Consider the following 25,664-nt stretch of genomic DNA (forward strand, 5'->3'; position numbering starts at 1 on the left):
CTGCCGACCGGCGACGACGCTCCACCGGGCGCGGAAATGGCTTGGACGGGGCGCCACCGCTGCGGCACCCTCGTCGCTGTGACCACGCCGCCCTTCATTCCCGGACTGGAACTTTCGCGTCGCTTCTACCGCGAAGCCGTGCGGCCCCTGCTCGGCGAGGCCGTTCCCGGGCTGAGGCACTCCGCCGCCCGTCTTGGCAGTGGTTCGGAGGTCCTCGGGTTCGACACCGACCGTTCCGCCGACCACGAGTGGGGGCCCCGTCTGCAGATCTTTCTGCACCCGCGCGACGTGGCCCGTCATGGAACGGCGATCACGACCCTGCTCTCCGAGCGCCTGCCGAAGTCGTTCCGCGGCTACCCGACGCACTTCGCCGAGACCGGGGACGCGGGCATCGGGGTCATGCGGGAGACGGAGGGGCCGGTCCGCCACCGGGTGGAAGTCACCGACGCGAGTACCTGGTTCACCGCGCGGCTGGGGTTCGACCCGGGCCGGGCCATCGCCCTGGAACACTGGCTGGCCGCCCCCGCCCAGCGGCTCGCCGAGGTCACGGCCGGTGCCGTCTTCCACGACGGACTCGGCCGCCTCGGCCCGGCCCGGTCCGCCCTGGGCTGGTATCCCGATGATCTCTGGCTGTACCTCCTGGCCTGCCAGTGGCAGCGCGTTTCCCAGGAGGAAGCCTTCGTCGGGCGCTGCGGCGAGGTGGGCGACGAACTCGGCTCCGCCGTCGTCGCCGCCCGGCTGGTGCGCGACCTGATGCGGCTCTGCCTGCTCATGGACCGCCGCTACCCGCCGTACGGCAAATGGCTCGGCAGCGCCTTCGCGCGCACCCCCCAGGGGCCCGCCCTCACCCCGGTACTCGCCGCCGCCCTCGCCGCGACCGACTGGCACACACGCGAGGACCACCTCGCCCTCGCCTACGAGAGCGTCGCGTCCGCGCAGAACGGCCTGGGCCTCTGTGACCCCGTCGACCCCGCGACACGGCCCTACCACAACAGGCCGTACCGGGTCCTGCACGCCGAGCGCTTCGCCGGGGCCCTGACCGCCCGCATCACCGACCCGGCCGTCCGCGCCCTGCCGGCGTTCGGCGCGGTCGACCAGTTCATCGACAGCACCGAGGTCCTCAGCCGTCCGGACCTCGCCCACGCTGTCACGCGCGCGGCGGCTCTGCCTTAGGGACCGCCGCCCGCCGCCTGCCGCGGAGGCAGGATGGCGCGGCCCGGAGCGAGAGCCGCGCGCCGCGGCCCGACCGCCGGGCGAGGTTCCGCAGCCGGCGGTCAGCGGGCGACCAGGACCTCGACGCTCAGCGCCCTGAGTCGCTCGATCACCGTGTCGCCGGGACCGGCGTCGGTGATCAGCCCGGTGATCTTCTCCCACGGCAGGACGCGATACGGGGACGCCGTGCCGATCTTCTCCGACGAGGCGAGGATGTACGTGTCCGCGGCCCGCGCGGACAGGGCGCGCTTCATCGCCGCCTCCTCGGCGTCCCCCGTGGTCAGCCCGGCGTCGGGGTGGACACCGGTGACGCCGAGGAGGCACAGGTCGGCGGAGACGTTCTGTGCGGCCTCGACAGCGGCGGCGCCGCACGTGACCGCCGAGTGCTTGAAGACGCGTCCTCCGAGGAGGAAGAGCTCCGCCCGCGGGTGGTCGATCAGAGCCGTGGCGATCGTCGGGCTGTGGGTGATCACCGTGCAGGCGAGGTCCTGCGGAAGCGCCCGTGTCACGGCGAGGGCGGTGGTGCCACCGTCGAGGATCACCGAGCCGCCCGGCCGTACCAGCGCTGCTGCCGCGGAGGCGACCTTCCGTTTGCCGTCCGGGGCGACCGCCTGCCGGGCGTCGTAGTCCACCACCGCCGGGGAAGCGGGCAGAGCGCCGCCGTACACCCTCTGGCACAGCCCCTCGGCGGCGAGATCGCGAAGGTCACGCCGCACGCTGTCCTCGGAAATGCCCAGTTCGGCGGCGACCTCCTTGGCCACGATCTTTCCCTCGCGGGCGAGCAGACCAAGCAGGTGGTCACGTCGTTCAGCAGCCAGCATCCGCACTCTCTCCTGTTCTTGCACGTTTCTGCATGTATCGTAGCGGTCGTGAACGACAAGCCAAAGCTCATCCTGATCGCCGGTCCCTACCGCTCCGGTACCGACGGCGACCCGCAGGCCATGGCCGCCAACCTCGGCCGCCTCGAAGCCGCCGCCTGGCCGGTTTTCGCGGCCGGGCACCTGCCCGTGATCGGGGAGTGGATCGCCCTGCCCGTCCTGCACTCGGCCGGTGCCGGCCCCACGGACCCACTCGCCGACCAGGTGCTCTACCCGACCGCCGACCGTCTGCTCGCCCATTGCGATGCCGTGCTGCGCCTGCCGGGCGAATCCGCGGGCGCCGACCAGGACGTCGCCACCGCCCGCCGCCGCGGCCTGCCCGTGTACCACGAGGTCGCCGAGATCCCGCGCCGCGCCCCGGAGGAGGCCGCATGACGGGCCGCCCCGGCATCGACACCCCCGACCACCGCGGCCGCACCGGCCTCGACCGGGCCGGACGCGGACTGGACCGCAACCCCGACGTCCGGATACGCGACGTCGAGCTCACCTCCCAGGGCTGGCACGTCCTGCGCCGCACCACCTTCGACTACCGACGCCGCGACGGCCGGTGGGAGACCCAGCAGCGCGAGACCTACGACCGCGGCGACGGGGCCGTCGTCCTGCCCTACGACACCGGGCGCGGCCGTGTGCTGCTGACCCGTCAGTTCCGCTACCCCGCCTACGTGAACGGGCACCCCGACGGCATGCTCATCGAGGCGGCGGCGGGACTGCTCGACGCGGAAGACCCGTACACCGCGATCCGCCGCGAGAGCGAGGAGGAACTCGGCGTCCGACTCGGCCCGCTCACCCGCGTCCTCGACGCCTATATGAGCCCGGGCTCCGTCACCGAGCGCCTCCACTTCTTCGCGGCCTCCTACACGCCGTCCGACCGGACCGGCACGGGCGGAGGAGTCGAGGAAGAAGGCGAGGACATCGAAGTCCTCGAACTCCCCTTCGCCGAGGCCCTCGCCATGACCCGCGACGGACGCGTCACCGACGGCAAGACCATCATGCTCCTGCACTGGGCAGCCCTGTACGGCCCCTTCGCCGGCGAGGGACCGGCCGCGCGGCCGGAGGGCGCGGCACCCCCGGCCACTCGCGGCCGCACGCGTTGACCACGGCCCGGCACCCGCCACCGCGGGGGCCGGGCTCTCGGTACGTTCACCGCCGGTCGGTCACAGAGCGGTGGCGGCGCGGACCAGCCCCGCGACCGCCGTCGAGCGGCTGTGCGGGGGCCACGCGATGACCGTGGTGACGCGGGGCGCGTCGGAGACCGGCACGGCTGCGAGGCCGTTGCCCAGGCCGCTGCGGCCGGACTCCGGTACGACCGCACAGGCGCGGCCGAGGGCGATGAGCTGGGTGAGCTGCGTGTGGTCGCGCACCTGGGGCCCGGGACCTTCGGGAAAGGTGCCGTCGGGGCGGGGCCAGCGGGGGAGAGGGAGGCCGGGCAGGTCGCTGACCTCTGCGAGCCGCAGGTGGGGGCGCACGCCGAGGGGGTGGCCGGCCGGAAGGATCACGACCTGGCTCTCGGTGTACAGCTCCTCGGTGTCGAGGCCGGCCGTGTCGTCGAAGGGCCGGTGCAGCAGGGCCACGTCGGCCCGGCCCGTTCGCAAGACCGATGCCTGCTCGCCCGGCCCGCACAGCACCACGTCCACGGCGACGGCGCCGGGCTGGGCGGCGTAAACGTCAAGGAGTTTCGCCAGCAGTTCACTGGAGGCCCCCGCTTTCGCGGCCAGGGCCACGGCGGGCCGGCCGGCCTCGGCCAGAGCGGCCCGGCGGGTGCGTCGTTCGGCCGCCTCGACGGCGTCCAGTGCGGCGCGTGCCTCCCGGAGCAGCACCGCCCCCGCCCCGGTCAGGGAAGCACCCCGACTGCCGCGCTCCAGCAGGACGGTGCCCAGACGCCGTTCCAGCCCGCTGATGGCCCGGGACAGAGGGGGCTGGGCGATACCGAGCCGGTTCGCGGCCCGGCCGAAGTGCAGCTCCTCTGCGACGGCGACGAAGTACCGCAACTCACGTGTCTCCACCCCGCCAGCCTAACGGGGCCGGCCAGGGCCGATACCCGGGCGGTATCGCCGCCCACCCGGTCGGTCTTGGACGTCCTGCCCCGAGGGGGAGAAGGATCGATGCCATGACTGAGACGAACACCGTGAACCACCCCAAGATCGCGCTGGTGACCGGCGCGAACAAGGGCATCGGCTATGAGATCGCCGCCGGACTCGGCGCCCTCGGCTGGTCCGTCGGTATCGGTGCGCGGGACGACGAGAGGCGCGAGGCCGCCGTGGACAAGCTGCGCGCGGCCGGGGCCGACGCGTTCGGCGTACCGCTGGACGTGACCGACGACGCGAGCGTGACCGCGGCGGCTCGGCTGATGGAGGAGCGGACCGGGCGGCTCGACGCGCTCGTCAACAACGCGGGGATCACCGGCGGCGGACGGCAGGACCCCACCACGGTCGACGTGAACCGCGTGCGGGCGGCGGTGGAGACCAACGTGATCGGCGTCATCCGCGTCACCAACACGCTGCTCCCGCTGCTGCGCCGCTCGCCGTCGCCGCGGATCGTGAACGTCTCCAGCAGCGTGGGATCCCTCACACTCCAGACCACCCCGGGCGCCGAGACCGGCCCGATCTCCATCGCCTACGCCCCGTCCAAGAGCTTCTTGAACGCCGTCACCGTGCAGTACGCCAAGGAACTGGCCGGCACACCCATCCTGATCAACGCCGTCTGCCCCGGCTTCACCGCGACCGACCTCAACGGCTTCCGGGGGGTGCGCACCCCCCAGCAAGGAGCGGTCGCTGCGATCCGGCTTGCGACCGTGGCGGACGACGGGCCCACCGGCCGCTTCTTCGACGACGAGGGAGAGGTCCCCTGGTGATGTGCTTCCCGGTCGCGCCACCCCCGGGGAGTCGCGGGCGCGTACCCGCTCACCGCTCCCCGGGAGGTCGGCCCGAGACCCCGACGTACCAGTCGTCGGCCTCCGTCATCCCGTCCATGCTCGGCTGGTAGGGCTTGACGATGTCGTCGGCGTCCTTGAAATACACCGTGACGCAGAGCGGGTACCGCTCCCCGGTAGGGGCCGTGACGGTCTCCCGGGGGGCCACCCACACGAACTTTCCCGGCTGGGTCCACTTCTCGCGGGCGAACGTCAAGGTGGGGTCCGCCGTCCCCAGTTGCAGCAGCTCCGACCAGCTCATGTGAGTCACCGTCCGAGCCTAAGGCGCGGACTCCCCCACGAGAAAGAGGAGTTGACAGCGTGGGACATCCATGGATAAGAGGGAGCGCCGAATCTCAGAGCCCTCTGATTTCGCGTCGCTACCGTCCGGGCCCATGGTGCGCGACTATCTCATCATCGGGGCCGGACCGGCCGGACTTCAGCTCGCCGCTCTGCTCGAACGCGACGGGCACGACTACATCGTTCTGGAACGGGGGAGCGGACCGGGAACCTTCTTCGCCCGGTATCCCCGCCATCGCCGGCTCATATCGACCAACAAGGTGAACACCGGCTTCACCGACCCGGAACTCAACCTGCGCATGGACTGGAACTCGCTGCTCAGCGACGATCCGGAGCTGCTCTTCACCCGGTACAGCGAGCGCTACTTCCCACCCGCGGACGATTTCGTGCGCTACCTGGCCGACTTCGCGGCCCGTACCGGCGTGCGCGTCGAGTACGGGACGGAAGTCGTCCATGTCACCCGGGCGGACGGCGTCTTCACCGTGAGCGACGGCGACGGACGAACCTGGCAGGCCAAGAGGCTCGTCATGGCGACGGGCGTCTCCCGGCTCTACGCGCCACCCATCCCGGGCTTCGGACTCGCCGAACGGTACGACTCCTTCGACCCCGACCCGGCGTCCTTCACCAACCAGCGGGTGCTGATCATCGGCAAGGGGAACTCCGCGTTCGAAACCGCCGACGGCCTCATCGAGAAGGCCGCGGTCATCCATGTCGCCGGTCCGCACTCGGTCAAGCTCGCCTGGAAGACCCACTACCTCGGGCACCTGCGCGCGGTGAACAACAACTTCCTGGACACCTACCAGCTCAAGTCACAGAACGCGGTACTCGACGGCACCGTCGAGAGCATCGAGAAGACGGAGAGCGGTGGCTACCGGGTCATGCTGCGCTACGCGCGGACCGTCGAACCGTTGCGCGAGCTCCACTACGACCGGATCATCGCCTGCACCGGCTTCCGCTTCGACGCGTCCGTCTTCGACGAGGCCTGCCGCCCGGCGCTCGTCATCAACGACCGGTTCCCCGAGCAGACCTCATCATTCGAGTCGGTCAACGTGCCGGGCCTCTACTTCGCCGGCACGCTGATGCAGCAGCGGGACTTCAAGAAATCCACCAACGGCTTCATCCACGGATTCCGCTACGCGGTGCGCGCCCTGCACCGCATCCTCCGCGCCCGCGCTCTCGACACCCCCTGGCCGGCCCGGACGCTCGCCGCGACGCCGGACACGATCGCGGACGCCGTCATCGCCAGGATCAACCGCTCGTCGGCGCTCTGGCAGCAGTTCGGATTCCTCGGCGATGTGGTCGGCGTGGACGGCGACCGGGCCGTGTACCAGGAGGAGGTCCCGCTGGACTACGTCACCGACGGAGGTCTCGGGCCCGCCCCGCACCGGTTCGTCATCGACCTCGAGTACGGGGCCGAGCACGAGCCGGCCGACCCGTTCGACGTGGCCGTCCCGCGCGTCGTCGAGAACGACGTGGACCACGCCAAGGACTCCACCTACCTCCATCCGGTCGTCCGCCACTACCGGGACGGCGTGCTCGCCGGTACCCACCACCTGGCGGAGAACCTGGAGAACGACTGGAACCTGCCGGAGGCCCACCGCCGGCCGCTCACCGACTTCGTGAAGGAGTGCCTTGACTGAGCAGTTTCCCGGCGCCGTGCTGGACCTCCTCGAAGCGGCGGGCGACCGGCCGGTGTTCGAGCACGCCGGCGTGGAGATATCCGGAACCCGGCTCCTCGGCACCGTGCGGCGCGCGGTGAACGGCCTGCGCGGCCACGGCGTCGGACCCGGCGACGGCGTGGCCATGCTCCTGGGCGTGGGCCCCGGAGCATTCGCCGCGATCATCGCCGCCCATGTCGTGGGTGCCCGTGTCGTCGGCGTGCGGCCCGGCCTGACCGAGGAACAGCGGAAACACATCGTGCGAGACGTCGGAGTGACCGTCACCGACCGGCCCGACGGCACCGGTGACCACGGAAGCGGTCTGACCCTCGCGCTGGACGACCTGCTGGCGGCGACGGACGACGGTGTCCGGCCGCGGGTCCTGGCCCGGCCCGGGGACACCGCCCGGCTCCTGCACACCAGCGGCAGCACCGGCCTCCCCAAGGCGTGCGCCCAGACGTACGCGGCGATGACCGCGGGGTGGGCGCACCGGCCGGACGCCTGGCCGCCGGCCGTCCGCGAACTCGCCGGGCGTCTCGACCGGTTCCTGGTGTTCGGCACCCTGGCCAGCCAAGTGATGATGGAGTACGGGCTGCTGGCACTCGCGGCCGGCGGCACCCTCGTCACCGCCGACCCTCCGGACTTCCCCGACGCCCTGGTGCGTCACCGGGCGACCGCCAGCGTGATCACGGTCGCCCGGCTGACGAGGCTCGTGGCCGCGCAGCGCGCGGCGCCCGTGGACCTCGGCGAGCTGCGCGCGCTGATGGTGTCGGGATCGCCGCTGGAGCCGGGGCGCATGCGGGAGGCCGCGGAAGTGCTCGGCCCTGTCGTGTTCCACGGTTACGGCCAGACCGAGACCGGCATGATCTCGATGGCCACCCCGGGGGAGCCGCCGGGTTCTCTCGGAGTGCCGCCCGTGGAACTGGAGATCCGTGACGCCTCGGGCCACCCGGTCCGGCACGGCTGCGACGGCGAGATCTTCGCGCGCACCCCCTCCCAGAGCCATGGCTACTGGCAGGAACCCGGCCTCAGCGCCGACGTGTTCTCCGGGGAATGGGTGCGCACCCGCGACCTCGGCCACCTCGACGCGTCGGGCCGGCTGTGGCTCACGGGACGGACCCGGGACGTGATCATCGTCAACGCCAACGTGTACTACGCCGGGCCCGTCGAGCGGCTGCTGTCCAGCCACCCTTCCGTGGCCGAGGCGTACGTCGTAGCCGTGCCCGACGACCGTACGGGCGAGGCCGTCCACGCCTTCGTCGTACCCGCATCCGGTCACACTCCCGACCTCGCCGGACTGCGGGCGCTGGTGGCGGCGGGCGTGGGGGAGGACTGCGCTCCGACCCGGCTCACCGTCATCGAGGAGGTACCGCTCACGGCCGCCGGAAAGCCCGACAAACAGCGGCTGGTGCACGGAAGATAGCGGACCGGGCCCCGCCCTCGTCACGAGGGCGGGGCCCGGTCATGTCACCGCTCAGGGCCTCGCGCCGCCGCCGTTCCCGCCCGTGGGAGGCGCCTTCGGATCGGCCCGCTCGACGGCAACGGCCTCGCCGCGCACCAGAGCGTCGAGTTCGGCCTCCAGCCGAACGGAGTCCCCGGGAGACGCCTCGGCCGTACGCGGATCGCTGCCGCGCAGCGCCACGGCGCCGCCCGCCACGGCCATCGGCAGCGCGACGAGCAGAGCGGCGGTGCGCATGCCCCCCGGCGCCGACAGCACCAGTGCGATCAGCGGGGGGCCGAAGGCACCGCCGGACTTGCCGACGGCCGCCGCCCAGCCGCCGGCGGTCCCCCGGATGGCCAGGGGAAAGATCTCCGCCGTGTAGGGGCCGATGAGCGCGATGACTCCGGCGGTACCGGCGAACAGCAGAATCACGGCGGTCAGCAGAACCGGCTCGCTGCCGTCCATCCCCACGGCGGCGAGGACGAGCAGTGCCGCGACGGTGAGGGCCGCGTACAGGACCATGGTGCCCTTCGCCGACCAGCGCTTGTAGAGCCATGCCGCCACCACACAGGTCGGGATGGACAGCAGGGAGGACAGGAACAGCAGCGTGGCGGCGGACATGCCTCCCTCGTGCGATGCCTCCAGCTGACTGGGCAGGAAGGTGATGAAACCCCAGTAGACGAGCCCCCAGGCGAGGGCGTAGCCACTGACGACCAGTGTTCTGGTCGTCTGAGGGTGCTTGAACAGTGCAGAGGCGCGGACGTGCCCGCTCCGGGCCCGCTGGGCCGTGAAGGCCGCCGACTCCGGGATCCAGCGGTTCAGCGCGATGAGGATCAGGACCAACGGGAGCTGCGCGAACCACAGGACGCGCCATCCCGTCAACGGGATCAGCAACGAGGCCAGTCCGGAGGCCGCCATATAGCCGCCGGTGGTGGTGAGGCCGGCCTGCAGCACCATGACGGCAGCGCGCCGCCCCGGCGGCAGACTCTCGGTCATCAGGGCGTACACGACGGGCAGCATGCCTCCGGCCGCCATCCCCATCAGCGCGCACATGACCAGGATGCCGCCGAAGGTCGGCATGGCCCCGCACACCGTCGTACCGAGGAAGAGCAGGGACGCGATGAGGATCGTCGCCCTGCGTCCGATCCGGTCGGCCGAGCGGCCGCCGACGAGCGATCCCAGTACGGTGCCGCTCAGCGCGACGGTCGGCAGCCAGGAGATCTCGGCGGCGCTGAGCTGGAACTCGTCGCGCATGCCGGGCTGGATGAACGCCAGGGTGGCGGGCTTCATCTGGTCCACCATCAGCGCGAAGCTCAGCACACCGATGAGACGCCGCCGGTGTGCCTGGGATGACCCGCCCGGAACGGAGGCCCCGGCCCCGGCCGAACCGGGGCTCTGGACGACCGCGCATCCGGAGACCACCACGCCCACGACGATGGCGGCCATCGCGGCCCACATCACGCCGGACATCCCCATCATCGCCATGTGAAAGCCCATCGACCTGGAATCGACGAACATCCAGACGTGCTGGCCGACACCCGCACACGTGAGGGCCACACCTGCCCAGAACATCAGCGGCCGGGCGATCAGGGAGGGAGGCCGGGCGGGCGAGCTCATGTGCTCACCTCCCGACAGGCCGGGCACGGCTCATGGGGCGTCATCCGTTCCCTCTCTCCACCTGGGGCACGGGGCACCCTCCGGTCCGCCGCTCTTCGAAATAGCGCGTGGCGGGGCGCTGTGTGCGGGCGTGCAGGACCATGACCGTGCCGAGCAGCAGTTGGCGGACGCCCCGGGTGACGTCCTCCACCCCGTCCCGCAGCCGGACGAACCCGCGGAGCGCGCCCAGAAGGCGGGGCCGGGGCGGCAGGCCGCGCGGGATCAGCAGACAAGGCGCCCGGTGCGGGATGGAGCGGGTGTGGGAGGCCGTCGAGTCCAGCCGGAACCGGTCCAGCACCTCCCGTACCGCGGCCCGCAGCGCGAGCGGCGACAGCCGCCAGGCCGGGCAGGGGCGGTTGGCCGCCACACCGTACGGGATGTGAGGGGCGTCCTTGACGGCCAGCTCCGCCCAGCGGTCCGGATCGAACTCGCCGGGCCGCTCGTACCCGGTGGCGTGGTAGCCGGGGTAGCTGAAGCACACCACGGAACCGGTCGGCAGAACCGTCCCCTCGTCCAGGTCTATGTCACCGGTGGTGATGCGGTGGGCGATGCCGAACAGCGGATACAGGCGCATCGTCTCGTCGAGCACCCGCGTCAGATACCCGTCGTCCTCCGGATCCGCGCGCAGGCGCCGCTGCACCTCCGGATGGCGGGCCACGGCGAGCAGCACGTGCGCGGTCGCCTCGGACAGCTGCACGACCGCCGTGTTGAAGAAGGTCCCCTGCAGGTAGTGCACCTGCTCCGGCACGGACAGGGAGGGCGGCAGCCGGTGCGGCACGTGGCCCGCCTCGACCCGGTCCCGCAGGTAGCCGGTGAGCCGGGCCCGGCGGCGGGAGTGGCGCAGCCCGGTGCACTTCAGAGCGGATATCACGTCGTCGGCATGCGCGGTGATCAACTTCCGGGCCGACGCCGGACACGGCTCCTGGAAGACCAGCTCGTAGCAGAACGCGGCCCACGCCGGCATCACCAGGTCCCGCAGCCGTACGAGACTGATCCGGGTGTCCGGCACCGCGTCCAGCGCATCGGCCACGGCACGGGCGGCGGCCGCGGTGAGATCCGCCGAGTTCCCGGCGACGATGCGCCGCGTCGTCGCGGCCACGTCCTGGTAGCGCGTACCGGGCTCCAAGTGCTCCTGGTGCACCTCGGGTCCCGGCGCCAGCCAGTACCAGAACAGGTCGGAGAGTCCCGCCCCCTCACTCCGGCCGTTCGCGTGGGGGTGGGCGTACACCCGCTCGAACACCTCCGGACCGTACGTGGCGTTCGGGAGGGTCACCGCCCGGTCCCCGTTGACCTTCTCGAAAATGCGGACACGCAGCGCCACCACAGCGCGCGGCAGCCACCACGCGTCCGTACCCGTCCGGGCCTTCACCACGTTCCACCCTTCCGTACCACCATGCCGGGTCTCAGATCGGTGTTCCGGAGCCCACCGCACAGGGCGAGCGTGTGGTCGTACTCGTCGCGCAGCACCGCGAGGACCCGCCGCACGCCCGCCTCCCCGTCGGCCGCCAGGCCCCACACCACGGGGCGTCCGAGGCCGACGGCCCTCGCACCGAGCGCCAGGGCCACCGCGACGTCGCTTCCCCGCCGCACCCCGCCGTCGAGCAGGACCGGGACCCGGTCCGCGACCGCCGCGACGACCGCCGGCAGGCAGTCCACGGCCGCCGGGACCGCGTCGCACTGGCGGCCGCCGTGGTTCGAGACGACCACCCCGGCCGCACCGTGCTCGACGGCGAGGCGTGCGTCGTCCGGATGGAGCACGCCCTTGACCAGCACGGGGAGCGAGGTGCCGCGCATCGCCTCGGCCAAGTCCGGCCAGCGGAGTGCGGCGGACATCGGGATGTCGGTGAGCGCACCGGGTCCGGCGCCGGGCAGGCCGCGCATGTTCTCCGCGGCGAATCCGGGCGGCAGGTCGGTGAACCCGTTGCGCAGGTCCCGGGTGTGCCGGCCGAACACCGGCGAGTCGACGGTCACGACGAGGGCCGTGCAGCCGGCGTCCTCGGCGCGCCGGACGAGCGCCCCGGTGACCTCCGGGCGGGGATGCAGGTACAGCTGGAACCACACGGCCGGGTCCGGGGCGGCTTCGCGCGCCGCCGCGACGACGTCGGACACGGCGACGGTGGCCGCCGTTCCCGTCACCAGCACGGCGCCCTCGGCCGCGGCGGCCCGGGCCGTCGCCCGCTCGCCGGCCCGGTGCGCCAGGCGGTGGAAGGCGGTCGGCGCCACGAACACCGGGGACGCCTGCGGGGCGCCCGGCAGATCGACGCCGGTCTCCCGTGCCTCACCGCCGCTCAGCACCCGCGGCAGCAGCGCGTACCGGTCGAACGCCCGCTCGTTGTCGACCAGGGCGCGCTCCTCGCCCGCGCCGCCCGCGACGTAGTCGTAGACGACCGGGTCCATCACCTTCCGGGCCCGTTCGCGCAGTTCGCGGAGCGTCACGGCGCCACCGGGGCGGCCTGGCCGCGCCGGGCGGTGAGGAAGGCGGCCAGTGGGGCGCGGTGGACCTCCTCGCTGTCCCACTCGTTCTCCAGGTTCTCGGTGAGGTGGTGGTCGGCCACGAACTCGCCGTCCCGGTACCAGCGGACGACCGGATGCAGATAGCGGCCGTCCAGACCCGACACGTCCTGCTGGGACTTGCGGCCGGCGCCGACGTCGAACGGGTCCACCCGGTCGTGGTCCTCCCCGTACTCCAGGGTGACCACCGCGTACGCCTCCACCTCACCGAACTCCCCGGCCCGCACCGCACCCGGCGCGTGGTCGACGGGCACCTCCTCGGCGTAGCGGAACGTGCCGTCCGGGGCGAGCAGCAGCAGGTCACCGAGGACGGCGAACTGCTGCCACAGCGCCGAGGAACGGTTCACCCGGCTGATCACCGCGTCGACGGCCCGCTCGGTGGAATCCCCGATCACCGTCGTGGGCCAGGGCACGCCGGCGTGACGCTGCCGCAGTCCGCGGTACAGCGCGCGCACCGCGTAACGGAAGCCGTGGATGAAGCCGGTCGTCGCCTTCCCGAACGAGCGCCCCTGCATCAGCGTCCCCGCGAAATACAGACCGGGTACGTTGACCGACTCGCCGAGCGGCGTCAGCTCGGGGAAACGGCCGTCGACGATGAGGTCCGGCGCGCAGGTGTCGTCGAAGACCGAGGCGTCGAACCGGAAGCCGGTCGCGACGATCACCCGGTCGTAACGGATCTCCTTGACCACCTCGTCGACCCGCTCGAAGGCGACCGGGACGTGGAAACCGTCCTGATCGCGCCGGATGGCCAGGACCCGGCCGTCGAGAAGGGCGTTCTGCGACTTCAACTGGTAGCTGTCCAGGAAGTTGTTGTAGACAGCGCGCAGATGTCCCACATAGTGGGTCCGCCAGGCCATCTTCAGCGAGCCCGAGCCCACGAGGTGGATGACCGCCGCCGTCTCCATCAGGTTCTCGGCCGTCTCGAAGGCGGAGTTGCCCCGGCCGATGATGAGCACCCGCTGGTCGGTGAAGGACTGCGGATCGGTCTCGATCGTGTCGTAGCGTTCGGCCAGTTCGACGCCCGGGATCGCGGGCAGGTTCGGGACGGGCATCCCGGAGGCGACCACCAGATGCCGGGCCCGCCACACCTTGCCGGTACCGTCGGTGACGGCGAAGCCCTCACCGTGCTTCGAGACCCTCGTCACCTCCGTGTCGTACCGCACACGCACCCCGGTCCGGGCGGCGAAGTCCGACAGATAGCGCACCAGGTCGTCGGCCGGCGGGAAGTAGCGGGGGCTGTACCGGGTGAACAACAGCTCCGGATCGTCGCTCAGCAGGGAGTTCCAGTCCATCCGCAGCCTCAGCTCCGGATCGTCGTAGCCGGTGTGCACCTTGTTGTTCGAGATGAGGAAGCGGTGCCTGGGGAACCGGGTGAAGAACGTACCCGGACCGCTGCCGCGTTCCAGGACGACGTAGTCCTCGCCGTCCCGCTCCAGCAGGGAGGCGAGCTGCAGTCCGGCGGGGCCCGCACCGATGATCAGGTAGTCATGGGTCATGCCCCCGGAAGCTAGCCACTCGATTTCAGAGCACTCTGAGATTGCCCGCCTACCTTTCCGGACGTGCTGACCACCACGGACTCCCTCTCCCTCACCGGCCCTCCGGACTCCGCCGCCCTGCGCCGAGCCGCCACACCGCTCACCGTCACCATGGACGCCCCGGCCCGAGCCCGTGTGGACCGAGGACGCCGCTTCTTCCACGGGCTGCGACACGGCGACGGTGGCGGGGACCGCCCCATCTACGGCGCCACCACGGGCTTCGGCGCGCTCGTCGGGTACGCCGGCCGCCCCGACGAGGCGGACCAGTGCGACAACACCCTCGCCCACCTTGGGGCCGGCCAGGGCCCGGACCTTCCCCACGGGATATGCCGTGCCGCCCTCCTGCTGCGCACCTGGTCCCTCGCCCGGGGCCTCTCCGGAGTCTCCGGAGAGGTCGTCGACCGCCTCACCGACATGTTCGCGACCACGTTCTCGCCCGCCGTCCCCCGCTACGGCTCCGTCGGCGCGAGCGGCGACCTCATCCCGCTCGCCTACGCGACCCAGGCCCTCCGCGGTCGCGGGTACGCCTATCTGGACGGCCGCCGCATGGCGGCCGACGAGGCGCTGACCGCCGCCGGGCTCCGCCCACTCGACCTGGACGGCCGCGACGCGCTCGCCCTCGTCAACGGAACCTCCGTCACCACCGCGGCCCTGGCGCTCGCCCGCGACGGCGTCCGCGACGCACACCGCTCGCTCACGCTTCTCAGCTGCCTCCTGACCGACCTGCTGGGCTGCGACCCCGGCTTCCTGGACGACGACCTGCTCCGGGCGTACGGGCACGCCGGAGCGGTCGACGTCGGCGCCCGCATGCGGCGGACCCTCACCGGCCTCAGCCCCTCGGAGAGCCGGCCGCTCCAGGAGCCGTACAGCATCCGCTGCACCCCGCAGTTGCTCGGTGCCGCGGAGGACGCGCTGTGCTACATCGACGGCGTGGTCGCCGCCGACCTCAAGGGCGTCAGCGACAACCCGCTGTTCTTTCCCGGCCATGGCGGCCGGGAGGGGAAAGTGGTGCACGGCGGCAACTTCTTCGGGCAGCCCGCCGCGTTCGCGGCCGACCTGCTGGCGTCCGTGACGGCCCAGCTGGGCAATCTCGCCGAACGCCAGCTCGACCTGCTGACCGATCCGGCACGCAACGGAGGACTGCCACCGATGCTCGCCACGGCACCGGGCCTTCAGCACGGGCTCCAGGGCGTGCAACTGGCAGCCACCGCGTTCGTCGCGGAGATCCGCCGCAACGCCACACCGGCCGCCATGCAGAGCCTGCCGACAAACCTGCACAACCAGGACGTCGTCCCCTTCGGCACCCAGGCCGCCCTGCGTTCCTACGACATGGCGGAACTGCTCGGCCTGCTCACCGGATCGCTCGCGCTCGGTCTGCGCCAAGCGGTCCGCGTGGGTGCCCGCCGCCCCACCGCGCCCCGGTGCGCGGAACTCCTCGACGCCCTCAGCGAGGCGATTCGCCCCGTCGACCCGGACCGCCCGCTGGACCGGGACGTCCGCACCGCGGCCCGCCTGGTCGCCGCGCACGAGGCACCGTGACCGGGTGCGCCTCGACCGGCCGGGCGTCGGCCAGGACGCCGGGCGCGCCGGGCGGGGCCGCGCACTCCGGCAGGCGGATGGTGAACCTGGCCCCCTGACCGGGGCGCCCGTCGGCCGCGACCGTACCGCCGTGGCGTGTGACGACCTCCCGCAGCAGCGCCAGCCCGAGCCCGTACCGCCCGCCGTCGCCGCTGCCGCGGTGGAACCTACGGAACAGCTGCTCCACCGCGGCCGGCTCGAACCCGGGCCCGGTGTCCGCGACGACCAGGAGCACCGTCCCTCCGGAGCGCGAGAGGATCATCTCGATCCGCCCCTCGGCCGGCGTGTGGCGGATCGCGTTGGACAGCAGCTCACCGACGGCACGGCGCAGCGCGGACTGGACACCGTCGACGAAGAGAGGGTGCGGGGGACCGTCCACGACGACGGTGAGACGACGCGCGCCCACCCGGTCCGATTCCTCGGCCACCACCGACCGGGCCAGCGCGACCAGTTCCACCGGCCGATGCTCCGATCGCCGTACCGGGCCGGCCGCGAGGCTCGCGGACAGCAGCAGGTCGTCGAGCACCTCGCCGAGCCGCCCGGTCGAAGCGACCAGCCGGGCCAGCGTGTCACGATGCGGGCCCGGCAGACCCTGGTCGGCCGCCTGCCGCGCCAGCATCTGCGCCCGCGTGTGCACCTGGGTGACCGGGGTTCGCAGCTCGTGACTGGCATCCGTCACGAACCGGCGCTGCCGGGTCAGGGCCTCCGCCAGCGGGGCCACCGCACGACGGCCGAGGACCACCCCCGTGACGGCCGCGGCCAGCAGCCCCACCACTTCGGCCACCGCCAGCGCGAACCACAGATGGCTGCGGTCGGCCAGCTGGAAGCGCATGTCGAACACCGCCTGTACGACGCTTCCGTCCGCCCGGGGCTGTGTCCGCACCAGATAGACCGTGTGATCACGCTTCACGGTGCGCTCCACGGCCTCACGGGTGCCGCGGACCTCCTCCATGTCGGCGCGCACCGGGAATCCGAGCGGAGCGTTGGGCATGGGTTCCACGCCGGAGGCATACAGCCAGGTACACACGGGAGGCTTGACCGGGTCGCCGTACATGGCGCCGTAGCGCAACTCGCGCCACACCTGGTCGTTCTGCGCGTCCACCATCACCGTGTGCGCCACACCACCGACGACCGTGACCAGCAGCGTGATGATCGCCCCCGTGATCACGGCGATCCGCAGGCGCGCCCGCCGCACCGCCGCCCACTCGGCCGACGCCGACGGGTTCACAGTGCCCCCAGCCGGTAGCCGAGACCCCGGACCGTGCGCACGACACGTCTGCCCAGCTTGCGGCGCAGGTAGTAGACGTAGGTGTCGACAATGGACGAGGCGGGCGCCTCCTGGAACACCAGCCGGCGCAACTCGGTCCGCGAGTACACCGTTTCGGGGCGCGAGGCGAGTGCCCACAGCAGAGCGAACTCCCGGGGAGCGAGGGCGACCTGTTCGCCGTTCGCCAGCTCGACCTCCCTGCGGCCGACGTAGAGGTGCCCCGAGCCGATTCTGAGTACATCGGCGGCATCGAGGGCCCGTCGGCACAATGCTCTCAAGCGCGCGCTGAGCTCGTCGAGGTCGAACGGCTTCACGAGGTAGTCGTCGGCACCGGCGTCCAGCCCGTCGACCCGGTCGTGCACCGTGCCCATCGCGGTCAGCAGCAGCACGGGCGCGCGCACGCCGCGCGACCGTAACCGGCCCATGAGGTCTAGGCCGTCGAGCCCCGGCAGGCGCCGGTCGACGGCGAGCACGTCGTACTGCCGGGAAAGGCCGAGATGCAGTCCCTGCTGGCCGTCGGTCGCCACATCGACCGCGTATCCCTCGTCCCGCAGTACGTCGGAGAGCATGCAGGCCAGCTCCCGGTCGTCCTCGACCAGCAGCAGCCGCCACGGCCCCCGCGAGTGCTTCTGCGCCACGGTCCCACTCCCCTCGTCCTCCCCGCAACCCGTGACAACGCCCCTGCGGGGGAGGGGGTTCCCACAGCGGTGACCGCCGGCTCGGTGGCGCGGAGCCGAGCCGCTGGAAGCCGTATGCCGGTATCTCGGACGCGGGGGAGGTGGCCCGATACGACTGGGTTCCGACTGCCGAACGGCCGTCGTCCGGTTTGGCGCGGCCCTGCGCTAGTCGGGCGGCCGGAGCTCGGCGTCGCCCGTCAGGTCAGTTGGCTGAAGGCGTGGTCGGCGTCGGCCACGGCTTCGGGGCGGACGTCGTGGGCGGTGCGGCCGTCGGCGATCCTCTGCCAGTTGGTCCGGGCGAGTACGCGTTGGACCGCGAGGACCTGGGCGGCCAGCAGACGTGCCCGAATGCCTTCGCCGAGGGAATCCGCCAGCGCCTCTTCGTCCTCCAGCTGATACCGCGTGAGCCGCCCCGCCAGGCTGGGTGTGCTGAACACCAGCCGATGGAACGCCACCACCTCCGGGTGATCGTTGAGGCCGGTGACGGGGTCGTACCGGTCGAGGCCGGCCCGGAAGTGCCGGTGCAGCGCCGTCACCGGTTCGATGCCTGACCCGCGGTCGCGTACGACGCGTGCCGCCTCGCCCTGGTGGTCGGCGAACCGGTGGAGCACCAGGTCTTCCTTGGTCGGGAAGTACCGGAAGAGGGTCGGCTTGGAGATCTCGGCTGCCGCGGCGACGTCGTTGACCGAGACGCGGTCGAAACCGCGCTCCAGGAAGAGCGAGACGGCCGCGTCTCCGATGGCGTCGCGCGTCCGCTCCTTCTTGCGGGCCCGCAGTCCCGTCGACTCGCTCATGGGGCCACCGTAACATTCATGACCGAGTTGCTTTTTTAACCCGGTAACGTTCTCATGAGTGGCATGCATCAGACAGACAGTCCTCCCGTGCTCGTCACCGGGGCGACGGGCCGGATCGGCCGCGCCGTCATCGATCAGCTCCTCGACGCGAACGTGCCGGTCCGAGCCCTCGCACGTCGTCCCGAGGCGGCGGCGATGCTGCCCCCGGAGGTCGAGGTCTTCGCCGGTGACCTCACCGTGCCCGAGTCACTCGACCCGGCGTTGCACGGCGCCGGCGCGGTCTTCCTCGTATGGACCGCTCCGCCTCGGACCGTCGCGGCGGTTGTCGAGCGGCTGGCAGCCCACGTGCGCCGGGTCGTCTTCCTCTCCTCCCCGCACCAGACGCCGCACCCCTTCTTCCAGCAGCCCAATCCCATGGCCGAGTTCCACGCCGGCATCGAGCGGCTCATCGCGGCCACCGGACTCGAGTCGACGATCATCCGGCCGGGGATGCTCGCGTCGAACGCGCCGGCCTGGTGGGCACCCGCGATCCGGGCCGGCGAAGTCGTCCGGTGGCCCTACGGCGCCGCCGAAACGGCACCGGTCGACGACCGGGACGTCGCGGCCGTCGCGGCGCGAACGCTCCACCTGGACGGATACGCCTCCTCCGACTACGTCCTCACCGGCCCCGAATCGCTGACCCAGGCAGCGCAGGTGGACGTCATCGCTGACGTCCTGGGGCACCGGATCGCGTTCGAGGAGATGACTCCGGACGAGTTCCGGAGGATGTCGGAGGGGGCGGTGCCCAGCCCGGTGCTCGACATGCTGCTCGCCGCGTGGAGCGCGGCGGTCGGACAGCCCGCGTACATCACCACCGCGGTGGCCGACATCCTGGGGACAGCGCCGCGAACGTTCCGTCAATGGGTCGCCGACCACTCCACCGCGTTCACGGAGGGAGCGTGACTCCCCGAGCCCGGGGGAACCGGCCGAGCAGCCCCCGCGCGCACCAGGGATGAATGCGGTTGCGGCGGACCCGTGAGCCGGATGGGGTATCTCCATGGACGGAGCCACGGAGCGCATGCGACGGACGAGACGAGGAAGAGTCCTGACGGTCGTGCCGCGACCTGCCCCATGGCGCGGGCCTGCGGTGCTGGCGGCCCTGATGCTGGCGGCCTTCACCTTCAACACCGCGGAGAACCTGCCGATCGGCCTTCTGGAGGTCATCTCCGACAGTCTGCGGGTGTCCGTGCAGGCGGTCGGACTCCTGGTCACCGGTTACGGCGTCACCGTGGCCGTCGCGTCCGTGCCGCTCGCCCACGGCATGAGGGCAGTGCCCCGACGCCATGTACTCACCGGACTGCTGGCCGCGCTGGTGGTGTCCAGTCTGATCGCGGCACTGGCGGCCTCGTACTGGGTGCTTCTCGCGGCGCGGCTGCTGACCGCCCTCGCCCAGGCGCTGTTCTGGGCCGTGATGGGGCCGGTCGCGGTGGGCCTGTTCGCGCCGAGGCTCCGTGGGCGTGTGGTCGGAGCGCTGTCCGTCGCCGGTTCGTTCGCCCTCGTGCTGGGTGTCCCCGCCGGCACCTGGCTGGGGCAGCGGAGTGAGTGGCAGGTGCCCGTGGCTGTGCTGGCCGGGCTGGGGCTCGTCTCCCTCGTGACGATCGCCGTCGTACTCCCGACCTCGCGGCCGGAGGAGGAGCCTGCCGCCTACGGGACCGGTCCCGACGCCCGCCGGTTCCGGATCGTGCTGGTGGCCGGAACCCTGTCCGCGACCGGGGCGTTCGCCGGGTACACCTACATCGTGAAGCTGCTGGGTGAGGTGAGCGGCTTCTCCCCGAGCGCGGTGAGTGCCCTTTTCGTGGTTTTCGGGGTGGCGTGTCTCATCGGCGTGAGCGTCACCGGGGCGGTGCTGGACCGCTTTCCACAGGCCGCGCTGACAGGTGCCGTGGCCACGCAGGCGGTGGGGATGATCGGTCTGTACGCGGCCGGCCGCGTTCCGGTGGCCGCGGTGGTGTTCCTGGTACTGATGGGGAGCGCACTCGGGCCGGTCTTCATGGCCACCCAGAACGCGATGCTCCATTGCGCCCCCGGCCGCACGGACATCGCGCTCGCCGCCAATTCCGGTCTCTACAACGCCGGCATAGCGGCGGGCGCCGCGCTCGGCGGACTGATCCTGCCGTTCGCCGGGGTGCGGGGCGCGTTCCTCGCCGGCGGCCTGCTGACTGTCACGGCGTGCGCGGTGCTGCTGAGCGGGCGGCTGCTGCGCGAACGACCGGCTTCCGCCCAATAACGCGCCGTGGTCATCGGGGGCCGGCGCCTTCATCGTCCATCCTTCGGACTCGACGGCACGAGCGAATTGCTCCACGTGCCGTGACACGGCCTGTCGGCCGGCCCGCGCCGGGCGCGGCAGGCTGCGCGAGGGCCGGGTCGGCGAGGTCGGACCGCACGCCTGCGGCACGCCCCATCGGTGAGCTGGGGGTCCGACGGGCTGGAGACGGGATCGTGGCGGAAGGACGCCGCTCGGAGGCGGCCCAGTGGAGCACCTCGTCGCGTCGGTTGGTGAGGGGCACCTCAGACCCGGCCAGCCGATGTCGCGTACCTCGACGAAGAGCCGAACTCCTCTTCCAGGTCCTGACCGGGCGCGAGGAGAGGAACAGCGTTGCCATCGTCTCCAACGAGCCCTTCGGTAAAACGCACATGTTCCGGCGAACGTGCGCGAGGTGGCGCCGAAAGTCAACAGGTTCGGACTTGTCTCGTACTGCGATCAGTTCGAGCACAGCCGTGACCAGTGAATTATCGCCTTGTTCGGACATCGGGCATGCATCAGGACTGCCTGCCCCGAGGGCTCCACGCCTGCGAGGTCAATGGCCGGCTGAGGCGAGTGCGTGAACTTCATTACCTACGTTGCTACTTGAACCCTGGTGCCGCTGCAGTGGCTGTCATCAACGGAGTTGACGGGGGTAGGAGCACGGCGCGTCACCACCGCGGGTCAAGAAGCCGTGGGACGGCGTCTCTCTCCCGGCTCCCGTACGCGAGGGGCCGGACACCGTGCACTCATCAGAGGAGGACCAGTGTTCTCACGTCGACACAGACTCGGTACCCGCATCGACTCCAGGGCCGGGACCCGTACGGCCACCCGCGCCCGTGCCGCCGCGCGTCTCTGGGGCACCGCCGGCCTGACCCTCGCCCTGCTGACGCCGGTGGCTGCCGCCACTGCCGCCCCCTCCGGTGCCGATGCCGCGACCGCCCGGTGGGCGACTGCCGCTCAGCCCCGCGCTGCCTCCGCCGTCCTGCCGCTCGACGACTACTCGGACATGGTCGTCGACGGCGCCCACAGCCGCCTCTACTTCAGCGACCCCGCCCGCGGCGCCGTGATCGTCACCGATTTCGACGGCATGGTGCTCAAGCAGGTGGCCGGCCTGCCCGGGGCGGCGCAGTTGGCTCTGTCGGAGGACGCCGCCACCCTTTACGCGGCCGTGCCCGGTGCGGACACCGTGGCGGCGATCAGCACCACCTCCCACGCGGTCGTCGCGAGGTATGCCACCGGTGCCGGCACCGCCCCGCGCACCCTCGCGGTCAGCGGTGGGCGGCTGTGGTTCGGCTACGGTGCCGAGGGCGCCGGCGACATCGGCTCGGTCGACCTCACCACCGCACGCCCCGTCGTCACCCTGGGGCAGACCACCGGCGACGGCTGGTACTCCGCACCCGCACTGGCCGCCTCCGCGGCCGCTCCCGGCGTCCTGGTCGCCGGTGAGCGGGATGTCAGCCCCGCCACCTTCGCCGTGTACGACGTACACACCGCCACTGCCCGCCGCACGGCCGAACGACGGCTGCCGGACGCCGGTGACACCCAGGACCTGGCCTTCACAGCCGACGGCGAGAGCATCATCCTGGCCAGCGGCAGCCCCTACTACCACCAGGTGCTGCGCACCTCCGACCTCGCCGACGCGGGCCGCTATCCGGCCGCCGCCTACCCCAACGCGGTGGCCGTCGCCGCCGACGGAGCCGTCGCGGCCGGGGTGGACAGCAGGTACGGCTCGGACGTCTTCATGTTCAAGCCGGGCGCCCGCGTCTCGCACGGCGTCTTCGAGCTCGCCTCCGGTGATGCCTCTCCGCTGCTGCTTCCCGCGGGTCTCGGCTGGGCGCCGGACAACCGCCGCCTCTTCGCCGTCACCCGGGAGACACACCAGGGCGCGCCGGTCGTCCTGCGCGTGCTGACCACTCCCGGCAAGGCCGCCACCGAGACCGTGCTGCACATACCCTCCACGACTCCCTCCGGGACCCGCTCCCTCACCGGCCGTCTCTCCTCCGACCTGCCCTTTCCAGCCGGCACGACCGTCACCCTCACCCGCCTGGCCCCCGGTGCCACCAAGCCGGTGACGCTCCCGCCCACCACTCTCGCCGCGGACGAGACCTTCGCGCTCACCGACCGTGCCACCGCCCGCGGCTACATCACCTACACCGCGTCGTTCGCCGGGGACGCCCTTCACCTGCCGTCCAGTACGAGCATCGAGGTCTACATCCCCTGACCACTCACCTACGAGGGCCGGGTGGGCCAGGGCCCTACGGATGAACTTCTTGAACGACCACTGAGCCCCTCCGCCTGCCGACCGCGCGTGCTGTCGGCAGGCGGAGGGGCTCAAGCCTCCTGCTGATGCACCGGGCAGCGCCCCTCGAGACAAGGAACTGCCGGGGTGCCGAGCCGGCTCACGGCTCGTGCCGTTCAGGAACACGGGTTCCCGTGCCGCTCACCCGTACCCGTGGGTCGCCGGCGCTCAGCTCCACTCGGAGCTCGCCAGGACGGCCCATGTCCGCGCCTTGGTGGAGGTGGAGAATCGTCTCCTCGGGTACGAGCCCCAGCTCGCGTGCGTAGGCGCCGAAGGCGGCGGCCGCGGCGCCGGTCGCCGGGTCCTCGACCACACCGCCCACGGGGAAGGGGTCGCGGACGTGGAAGACCGTCGCGGACTCACGCCACACGAGCTGCACGGTGGTCAGGTCCAAAGCGGTCATGAAGTCCTTCAGGCGCTCGAAGTCGTAGGCGAGGTCGGCCAGCCGGGCGCGGGTGCGTACGGCCAGGATCAGATGGCGAGCCCCCGCATAGCCGATCCGGGGCGGGAATTCCGGGTCCAGGTCGGCCCGGAACCAGCCGAGCGCCTGCAGCGCTTCGTCGACGTCGTCCTCCGCCACCTTGTGGACCGCGGGCTCGACGCTGGTCAGGGTCGCGTGCAGCGCGCCCTCCGCGGTGCTGGTCACCGTGACCGGGACGACACCGGCAGGGGTGGCGAACTGCAGGTCGCCAGGACCATGACGCTCCGCGTGGGCGATGGCGGCGGCGATGGTGGCGTGCCCGCAGAAGGAAACCTCGGCGCGCGGGGAGAAGTAGCGGACGGTGTAGGCCCGGTCCAGGCCGGTGAGTTCGGCCGGCGGGGCCGTCAGGAAGGCGGTCTCGCTGTATCCCAGCTCCGCGGCTATGGAGAGCTGCTCCGCGTCGGTCAGTCCGGTGGCGTCCAGGACGACACCGGCGGGGTTCCCGCCTGCGGGGTCGGCGGAAAAGGCGGTGTAGCGCAGGATCTCGGGGCGTCGGTTCGCTGTCGTCATGATGGTTTCTCCTCACGGCCGAAGCCGATCGTGGGCGGGGTGTGTGGGGGATGGCCGGGCGCTTGCACCCGGGCGTTCGTGCGGCTTCGCGGCCGGCGGTGCCGGCCATGGACGCGGGTACCGCGGTCAGGAGGTCAGGCCCGCGATCGCGGGATCGGCCGACCTGGCCCGCAGGGCGAGGAGCGTGCCCAGGGCGAACGAGGCGGCGGCGATGCCGGCGGACAGGTGCAGCCCGGACGTGAAGTGGTGGGCCGTGGCGGTGAACGTGCCGAAGAGGGCGACGCCCACGGTGCTGCCGACCTGCCGTGCCACGTTGAAGACGGCGGTGGCCACACCCGCGTCCGAGGTCTTCGCCGTCTCGACGACGGCGGCGGTGGCAGCGAGGGCAGTCATGGTCTGCCCCAGACCGGTCGCGATCAGGGCGAAGAGCAACACCGGGTACGGAGTGCCGGGTCCGGCGAACATCCAGCCGGCGAATCCGGCGGTACCGACGGCGAGACCGGCGGCCATCAGCACGTACGGCCCGGTACGGGGCGCGATGCGGTTGAACAGTGGGGCGGCCATCAACCCCATGCACACCGACGGCAGCAGGGCCAGGCCGGTCCCGAGGGCGCTGAGGTGGCGTTCCTGCTGGAAGTACAGCGTGGCGAGGAAGAGCATGCCGTAGTAGCCGAGGCTGATCAGCATCCCGATCAGGGTGGCCGAGGTGAAGGAGCGGGACCGGAACATGGACGGCCGGAGCAGCGGGACGCGCCCGCCGCTTCCGTTCGCCACGCGTGCTTCCAGGGCCCGCGCCGTCAGGACGAAGGACACCAGGGCGACCGCGCCGATGAGGAAGGCGGCAAGGACCAGGGGCGACGTCCAGCCGCGTGAGCCGGCCTCGTTGAGACCGCCGGTCACCGCGACGAGACCGACGACGGCGAGAACCTGGCCCACCGGATCCGCCCTCCGCGCCCTGGGACGCGCCGCGCGAGGCGGAAGGTGACGTAGCGTCAGCAGCACGGCGAGGCCACCAAGGGGCAGATTCAGCCAGAACACCGCGCGCCAGTCCGCGCCGGCGACCAGGAGGCCCCCGACGGCGGGACCGGCACCGAAGGCAACCGAGGCGACAGCCCCCCAGACGGCGATCGCGCGGGCCCGCGTCGCACGGTCGGGGAAGCCCGCCTGCAGCAGTGCGAGCGAAGCGGGAACGATCAGTGCGGCTCCGGCTCCCTGCGCGAGCCTCCCCGCGATCAGCAGAACCGCCGAGCCCGCGAGACCGCAGAAGACCGAAGCACCACTGAACAGGGCGAGACCGGCAAGGAACACGCGGCGGTGCCCGAACCGGTCGGCGACCCCTCCGCCGAACAGCAGGAGCGCCGCGAAGACCGTGCTGTACCCATCGACGACCCACTGGAGAGCCGAGGGTCCAGCGCCCAGGGAGGAGCGGATATCGGGGAGTGCGACGTTCACGACCGTGACGTCCAGCATCACCAGGAAATACCCGAGACTGAGGGCGAGGAGGGGCGCCAGGGCGAAGGGCGCTCCCTGGCCGCGCCTCGTTTCCGCTCCGCCCCGCGGGTCCCGGTCAGGCGGGACAGTGGGGAGGCCGGGAGGACGAGTGACGGCGATGTCCGTCGATGCGGTAGTCATGGAAAGAGCATCGGCTCCGGATACTTCGTTGCCCGGCGAAGTA

At 71.9% G+C, this 25,664-nt stretch carries 22 protein-coding genes and 1 pseudogene; 11 read left to right on the forward strand and 12 right to left on the reverse strand.

Going from position 1 to position 25,664, the window contains the following annotated elements; genetic code table 11:
* Positions 1 to 78: 78 nt before the first annotated feature.
* On the forward strand, positions 79 to 1,173 hold the full coding sequence (locus tag G3I41_RS29855; protein WP_164403639.1) for a DUF4037 domain-containing protein: 1,095 nt from the start codon (positions 79 to 81) through the stop codon (positions 1,171 to 1,173).
* Positions 1,174 to 1,274: 101 nt separating this feature from the next.
* Here the strand turns inward: G3I41_RS29855 and G3I41_RS29860 are convergent, their stop codons facing one another.
* The gene (locus G3I41_RS29860; RefSeq protein WP_164403641.1) at positions 1,275 to 2,033 is read right to left on the reverse strand and encodes a DeoR/GlpR family DNA-binding transcription regulator; all 759 of its coding nucleotides are present in this window, start codon (positions 2,031 to 2,033) and stop codon (positions 1,275 to 1,277) included.
* A 48-nt stretch (positions 2,034 to 2,081) separates the two neighbouring features.
* On the opposite strand from G3I41_RS29860, the gene G3I41_RS29865 reads away from it, so the two are divergent.
* Both G3I41_RS29865 and G3I41_RS29870 read left to right on the forward strand, forming a co-directional pair.
* Positions 2,082 to 2,465 (forward strand): DUF4406 domain-containing protein, encoded by a 384-nt coding sequence (locus G3I41_RS29865; protein ID WP_164403643.1) that lies wholly within the window; start codon positions 2,082 to 2,084, stop codon positions 2,463 to 2,465.
* Positions 2,462 to 3,184, forward strand: a complete 723-nt coding sequence (locus G3I41_RS29870) for an NUDIX domain-containing protein (protein WP_164403644.1) — start codon at positions 2,462 to 2,464, stop codon at positions 3,182 to 3,184. The genes G3I41_RS29865 and G3I41_RS29870 overlap by 4 nt, the downstream gene beginning before the upstream one ends.
* A 60-nt stretch (positions 3,185 to 3,244) precedes the next feature.
* Here the strand turns inward: G3I41_RS29870 and G3I41_RS29875 are convergent, their stop codons facing one another.
* Positions 3,245 to 4,093 (reverse strand): LysR family transcriptional regulator, encoded by an 849-nt coding sequence (locus G3I41_RS29875; RefSeq protein ID WP_164403645.1) that lies wholly within the window; start codon positions 4,091 to 4,093, stop codon positions 3,245 to 3,247.
* A 104-nt stretch (positions 4,094 to 4,197) separates the two neighbouring features.
* Here G3I41_RS29875 and G3I41_RS29880 point away from each other — a divergent pair, with 104 nt between their 5' ends.
* Entirely contained in the window at positions 4,198 to 4,941 is a 744-nt protein-coding gene (locus tag G3I41_RS29880; protein WP_164403647.1) for an SDR family oxidoreductase, read from the forward strand.
* A 49-nt stretch (positions 4,942 to 4,990) separates the two neighbouring features.
* Here the strand turns inward: G3I41_RS29880 and G3I41_RS29885 are convergent, their stop codons facing one another.
* A complete protein-coding gene (locus G3I41_RS29885; protein WP_164403649.1) occupies positions 4,991 to 5,260 on the reverse strand; it encodes a hypothetical protein in 270 nt (89 codons plus the stop codon).
* A 133-nt stretch (positions 5,261 to 5,393) separates the two neighbouring features.
* Between G3I41_RS29885 and G3I41_RS29890 the strand changes: the two genes are divergently transcribed.
* A complete protein-coding gene (locus G3I41_RS29890) occupies positions 5,394 to 6,938 on the forward strand; it encodes an NAD(P)-binding domain-containing protein (RefSeq protein WP_164403651.1) in 1,545 nt (514 codons plus the stop codon).
* Positions 6,931 to 8,379 (forward strand): fatty acid--CoA ligase family protein, encoded by a 1,449-nt coding sequence (locus tag G3I41_RS29895; RefSeq protein ID WP_164403653.1) that lies wholly within the window; start codon positions 6,931 to 6,933, stop codon positions 8,377 to 8,379. Before G3I41_RS29890 ends, G3I41_RS29895 begins: the two co-directional genes overlap by 8 nt.
* Before the next feature lie 51 nt (positions 8,380 to 8,430).
* On the opposite strand, the gene G3I41_RS29900 is transcribed toward G3I41_RS29895, so the two are convergent.
* The 4 genes from G3I41_RS29900 to G3I41_RS29915 are packed head-to-tail and all read right to left on the reverse strand — an operon-like array spanning position 8,431 to position 14,060.
* Positions 8,431 to 10,014, reverse strand: a complete 1,584-nt coding sequence (locus G3I41_RS29900; protein WP_164403655.1) for an MFS transporter — start codon at positions 10,012 to 10,014, stop codon at positions 8,431 to 8,433.
* Between the two features lie 40 nt (positions 10,015 to 10,054).
* Entirely contained in the window at positions 10,055 to 11,425 is a 1,371-nt protein-coding gene (locus G3I41_RS29905; protein WP_164403656.1) for a cytochrome P450, read from the reverse strand.
* Positions 11,419 to 12,489, reverse strand: coding sequence for an alpha-hydroxy acid oxidase (locus tag G3I41_RS29910; protein WP_164403657.1), 1,071 nt, complete (start codon positions 12,487 to 12,489; stop codon positions 11,419 to 11,421). The genes G3I41_RS29905 and G3I41_RS29910 overlap by 7 nt, the downstream gene beginning before the upstream one ends.
* Positions 12,486 to 14,060, reverse strand: a complete 1,575-nt coding sequence (locus G3I41_RS29915) for an NAD(P)-binding domain-containing protein (protein WP_164403659.1) — start codon at positions 14,058 to 14,060, stop codon at positions 12,486 to 12,488. The genes G3I41_RS29910 and G3I41_RS29915 overlap by 4 nt, the downstream gene beginning before the upstream one ends.
* Positions 14,061 to 14,123: 63 nt before the next feature.
* Between G3I41_RS29915 and G3I41_RS29920 the strand changes: the two genes are divergently transcribed.
* Entirely contained in the window at positions 14,124 to 15,638 is a 1,515-nt protein-coding gene (locus G3I41_RS29920) for an aromatic amino acid ammonia-lyase (RefSeq protein WP_164403661.1), read from the forward strand.
* Here G3I41_RS29920 and G3I41_RS29925 read toward each other — a convergent pair.
* The 3 genes from G3I41_RS29925 to G3I41_RS29935 form a co-directional block, all read right to left on the reverse strand.
* On the reverse strand, positions 15,544 to 16,905 hold the full coding sequence (locus G3I41_RS29925; protein WP_164403663.1) for a HAMP domain-containing sensor histidine kinase: 1,362 nt from the start codon (positions 16,903 to 16,905) through the stop codon (positions 15,544 to 15,546). The two genes, G3I41_RS29920 and G3I41_RS29925, sit on opposite strands and share 95 nt — an antisense overlap.
* On the reverse strand, positions 16,902 to 17,582 hold the full coding sequence (locus G3I41_RS29930) for a response regulator transcription factor (RefSeq protein ID WP_164403665.1): 681 nt from the start codon (positions 17,580 to 17,582) through the stop codon (positions 16,902 to 16,904). The genes G3I41_RS29925 and G3I41_RS29930 overlap by 4 nt, the downstream gene beginning before the upstream one ends.
* Before the next feature lie 236 nt (positions 17,583 to 17,818).
* Positions 17,819 to 18,415 (reverse strand): TetR family transcriptional regulator, encoded by a 597-nt coding sequence (locus G3I41_RS29935; RefSeq protein WP_164403666.1) that lies wholly within the window; start codon positions 18,413 to 18,415, stop codon positions 17,819 to 17,821.
* A 63-nt stretch (positions 18,416 to 18,478) separates the two neighbouring features.
* Here G3I41_RS29935 and G3I41_RS29940 point away from each other — a divergent pair, with 63 nt between their 5' ends.
* The 4 genes and pseudogenes from G3I41_RS29940 (at position 18,479) to G3I41_RS29955 (ending at position 22,920) form a co-directional block, all read left to right on the forward strand.
* Positions 18,479 to 19,357: an NAD(P)H-binding protein gene (locus G3I41_RS29940; RefSeq protein WP_239081899.1), complete on the forward strand. Its 879-nt coding sequence runs from the start codon at positions 18,479 to 18,481 to the stop codon at positions 19,355 to 19,357.
* 199 nt (positions 19,358 to 19,556) lie between these two features.
* On the forward strand, positions 19,557 to 20,681 hold the full coding sequence (locus G3I41_RS29945) for an MFS transporter (protein WP_203601874.1): 1,125 nt from the start codon (positions 19,557 to 19,559) through the stop codon (positions 20,679 to 20,681).
* 305 nt (positions 20,682 to 20,986) lie between these two features.
* A pseudogene (locus tag G3I41_RS29950) lies at positions 20,987 to 21,079 on the forward strand (AAA family ATPase); the annotation flags it as partial.
* Between the two features lie 383 nt (positions 21,080 to 21,462).
* Positions 21,463 to 22,920: a hypothetical protein gene (locus tag G3I41_RS29955; RefSeq protein WP_164403668.1), complete on the forward strand. Its 1,458-nt coding sequence runs from the start codon at positions 21,463 to 21,465 to the stop codon at positions 22,918 to 22,920.
* Positions 22,921 to 23,098: 178 nt separating this feature from the next.
* Here the strand turns inward: G3I41_RS29955 and G3I41_RS29960 are convergent, their stop codons facing one another.
* Both G3I41_RS29960 and G3I41_RS29965 read right to left on the reverse strand, forming a co-directional pair.
* The gene (locus G3I41_RS29960) at positions 23,099 to 23,989 is read right to left on the reverse strand and encodes a PhzF family phenazine biosynthesis isomerase (protein WP_164403670.1); all 891 of its coding nucleotides are present in this window, start codon (positions 23,987 to 23,989) and stop codon (positions 23,099 to 23,101) included.
* Positions 23,990 to 24,115: 126 nt separating this feature from the next.
* Positions 24,116 to 25,621 (reverse strand): MFS transporter, encoded by a 1,506-nt coding sequence (locus G3I41_RS29965; protein WP_164403672.1) that lies wholly within the window; start codon positions 25,619 to 25,621, stop codon positions 24,116 to 24,118.
* Between the last annotated feature and the right edge of the window lie 43 nt (positions 25,622 to 25,664).

Source organism: Streptomyces sp. SID9727, assembly GCF_010550605.1.
Classification (GTDB): domain Bacteria; phylum Actinomycetota; class Actinomycetes; order Streptomycetales; family Streptomycetaceae; genus Streptomyces.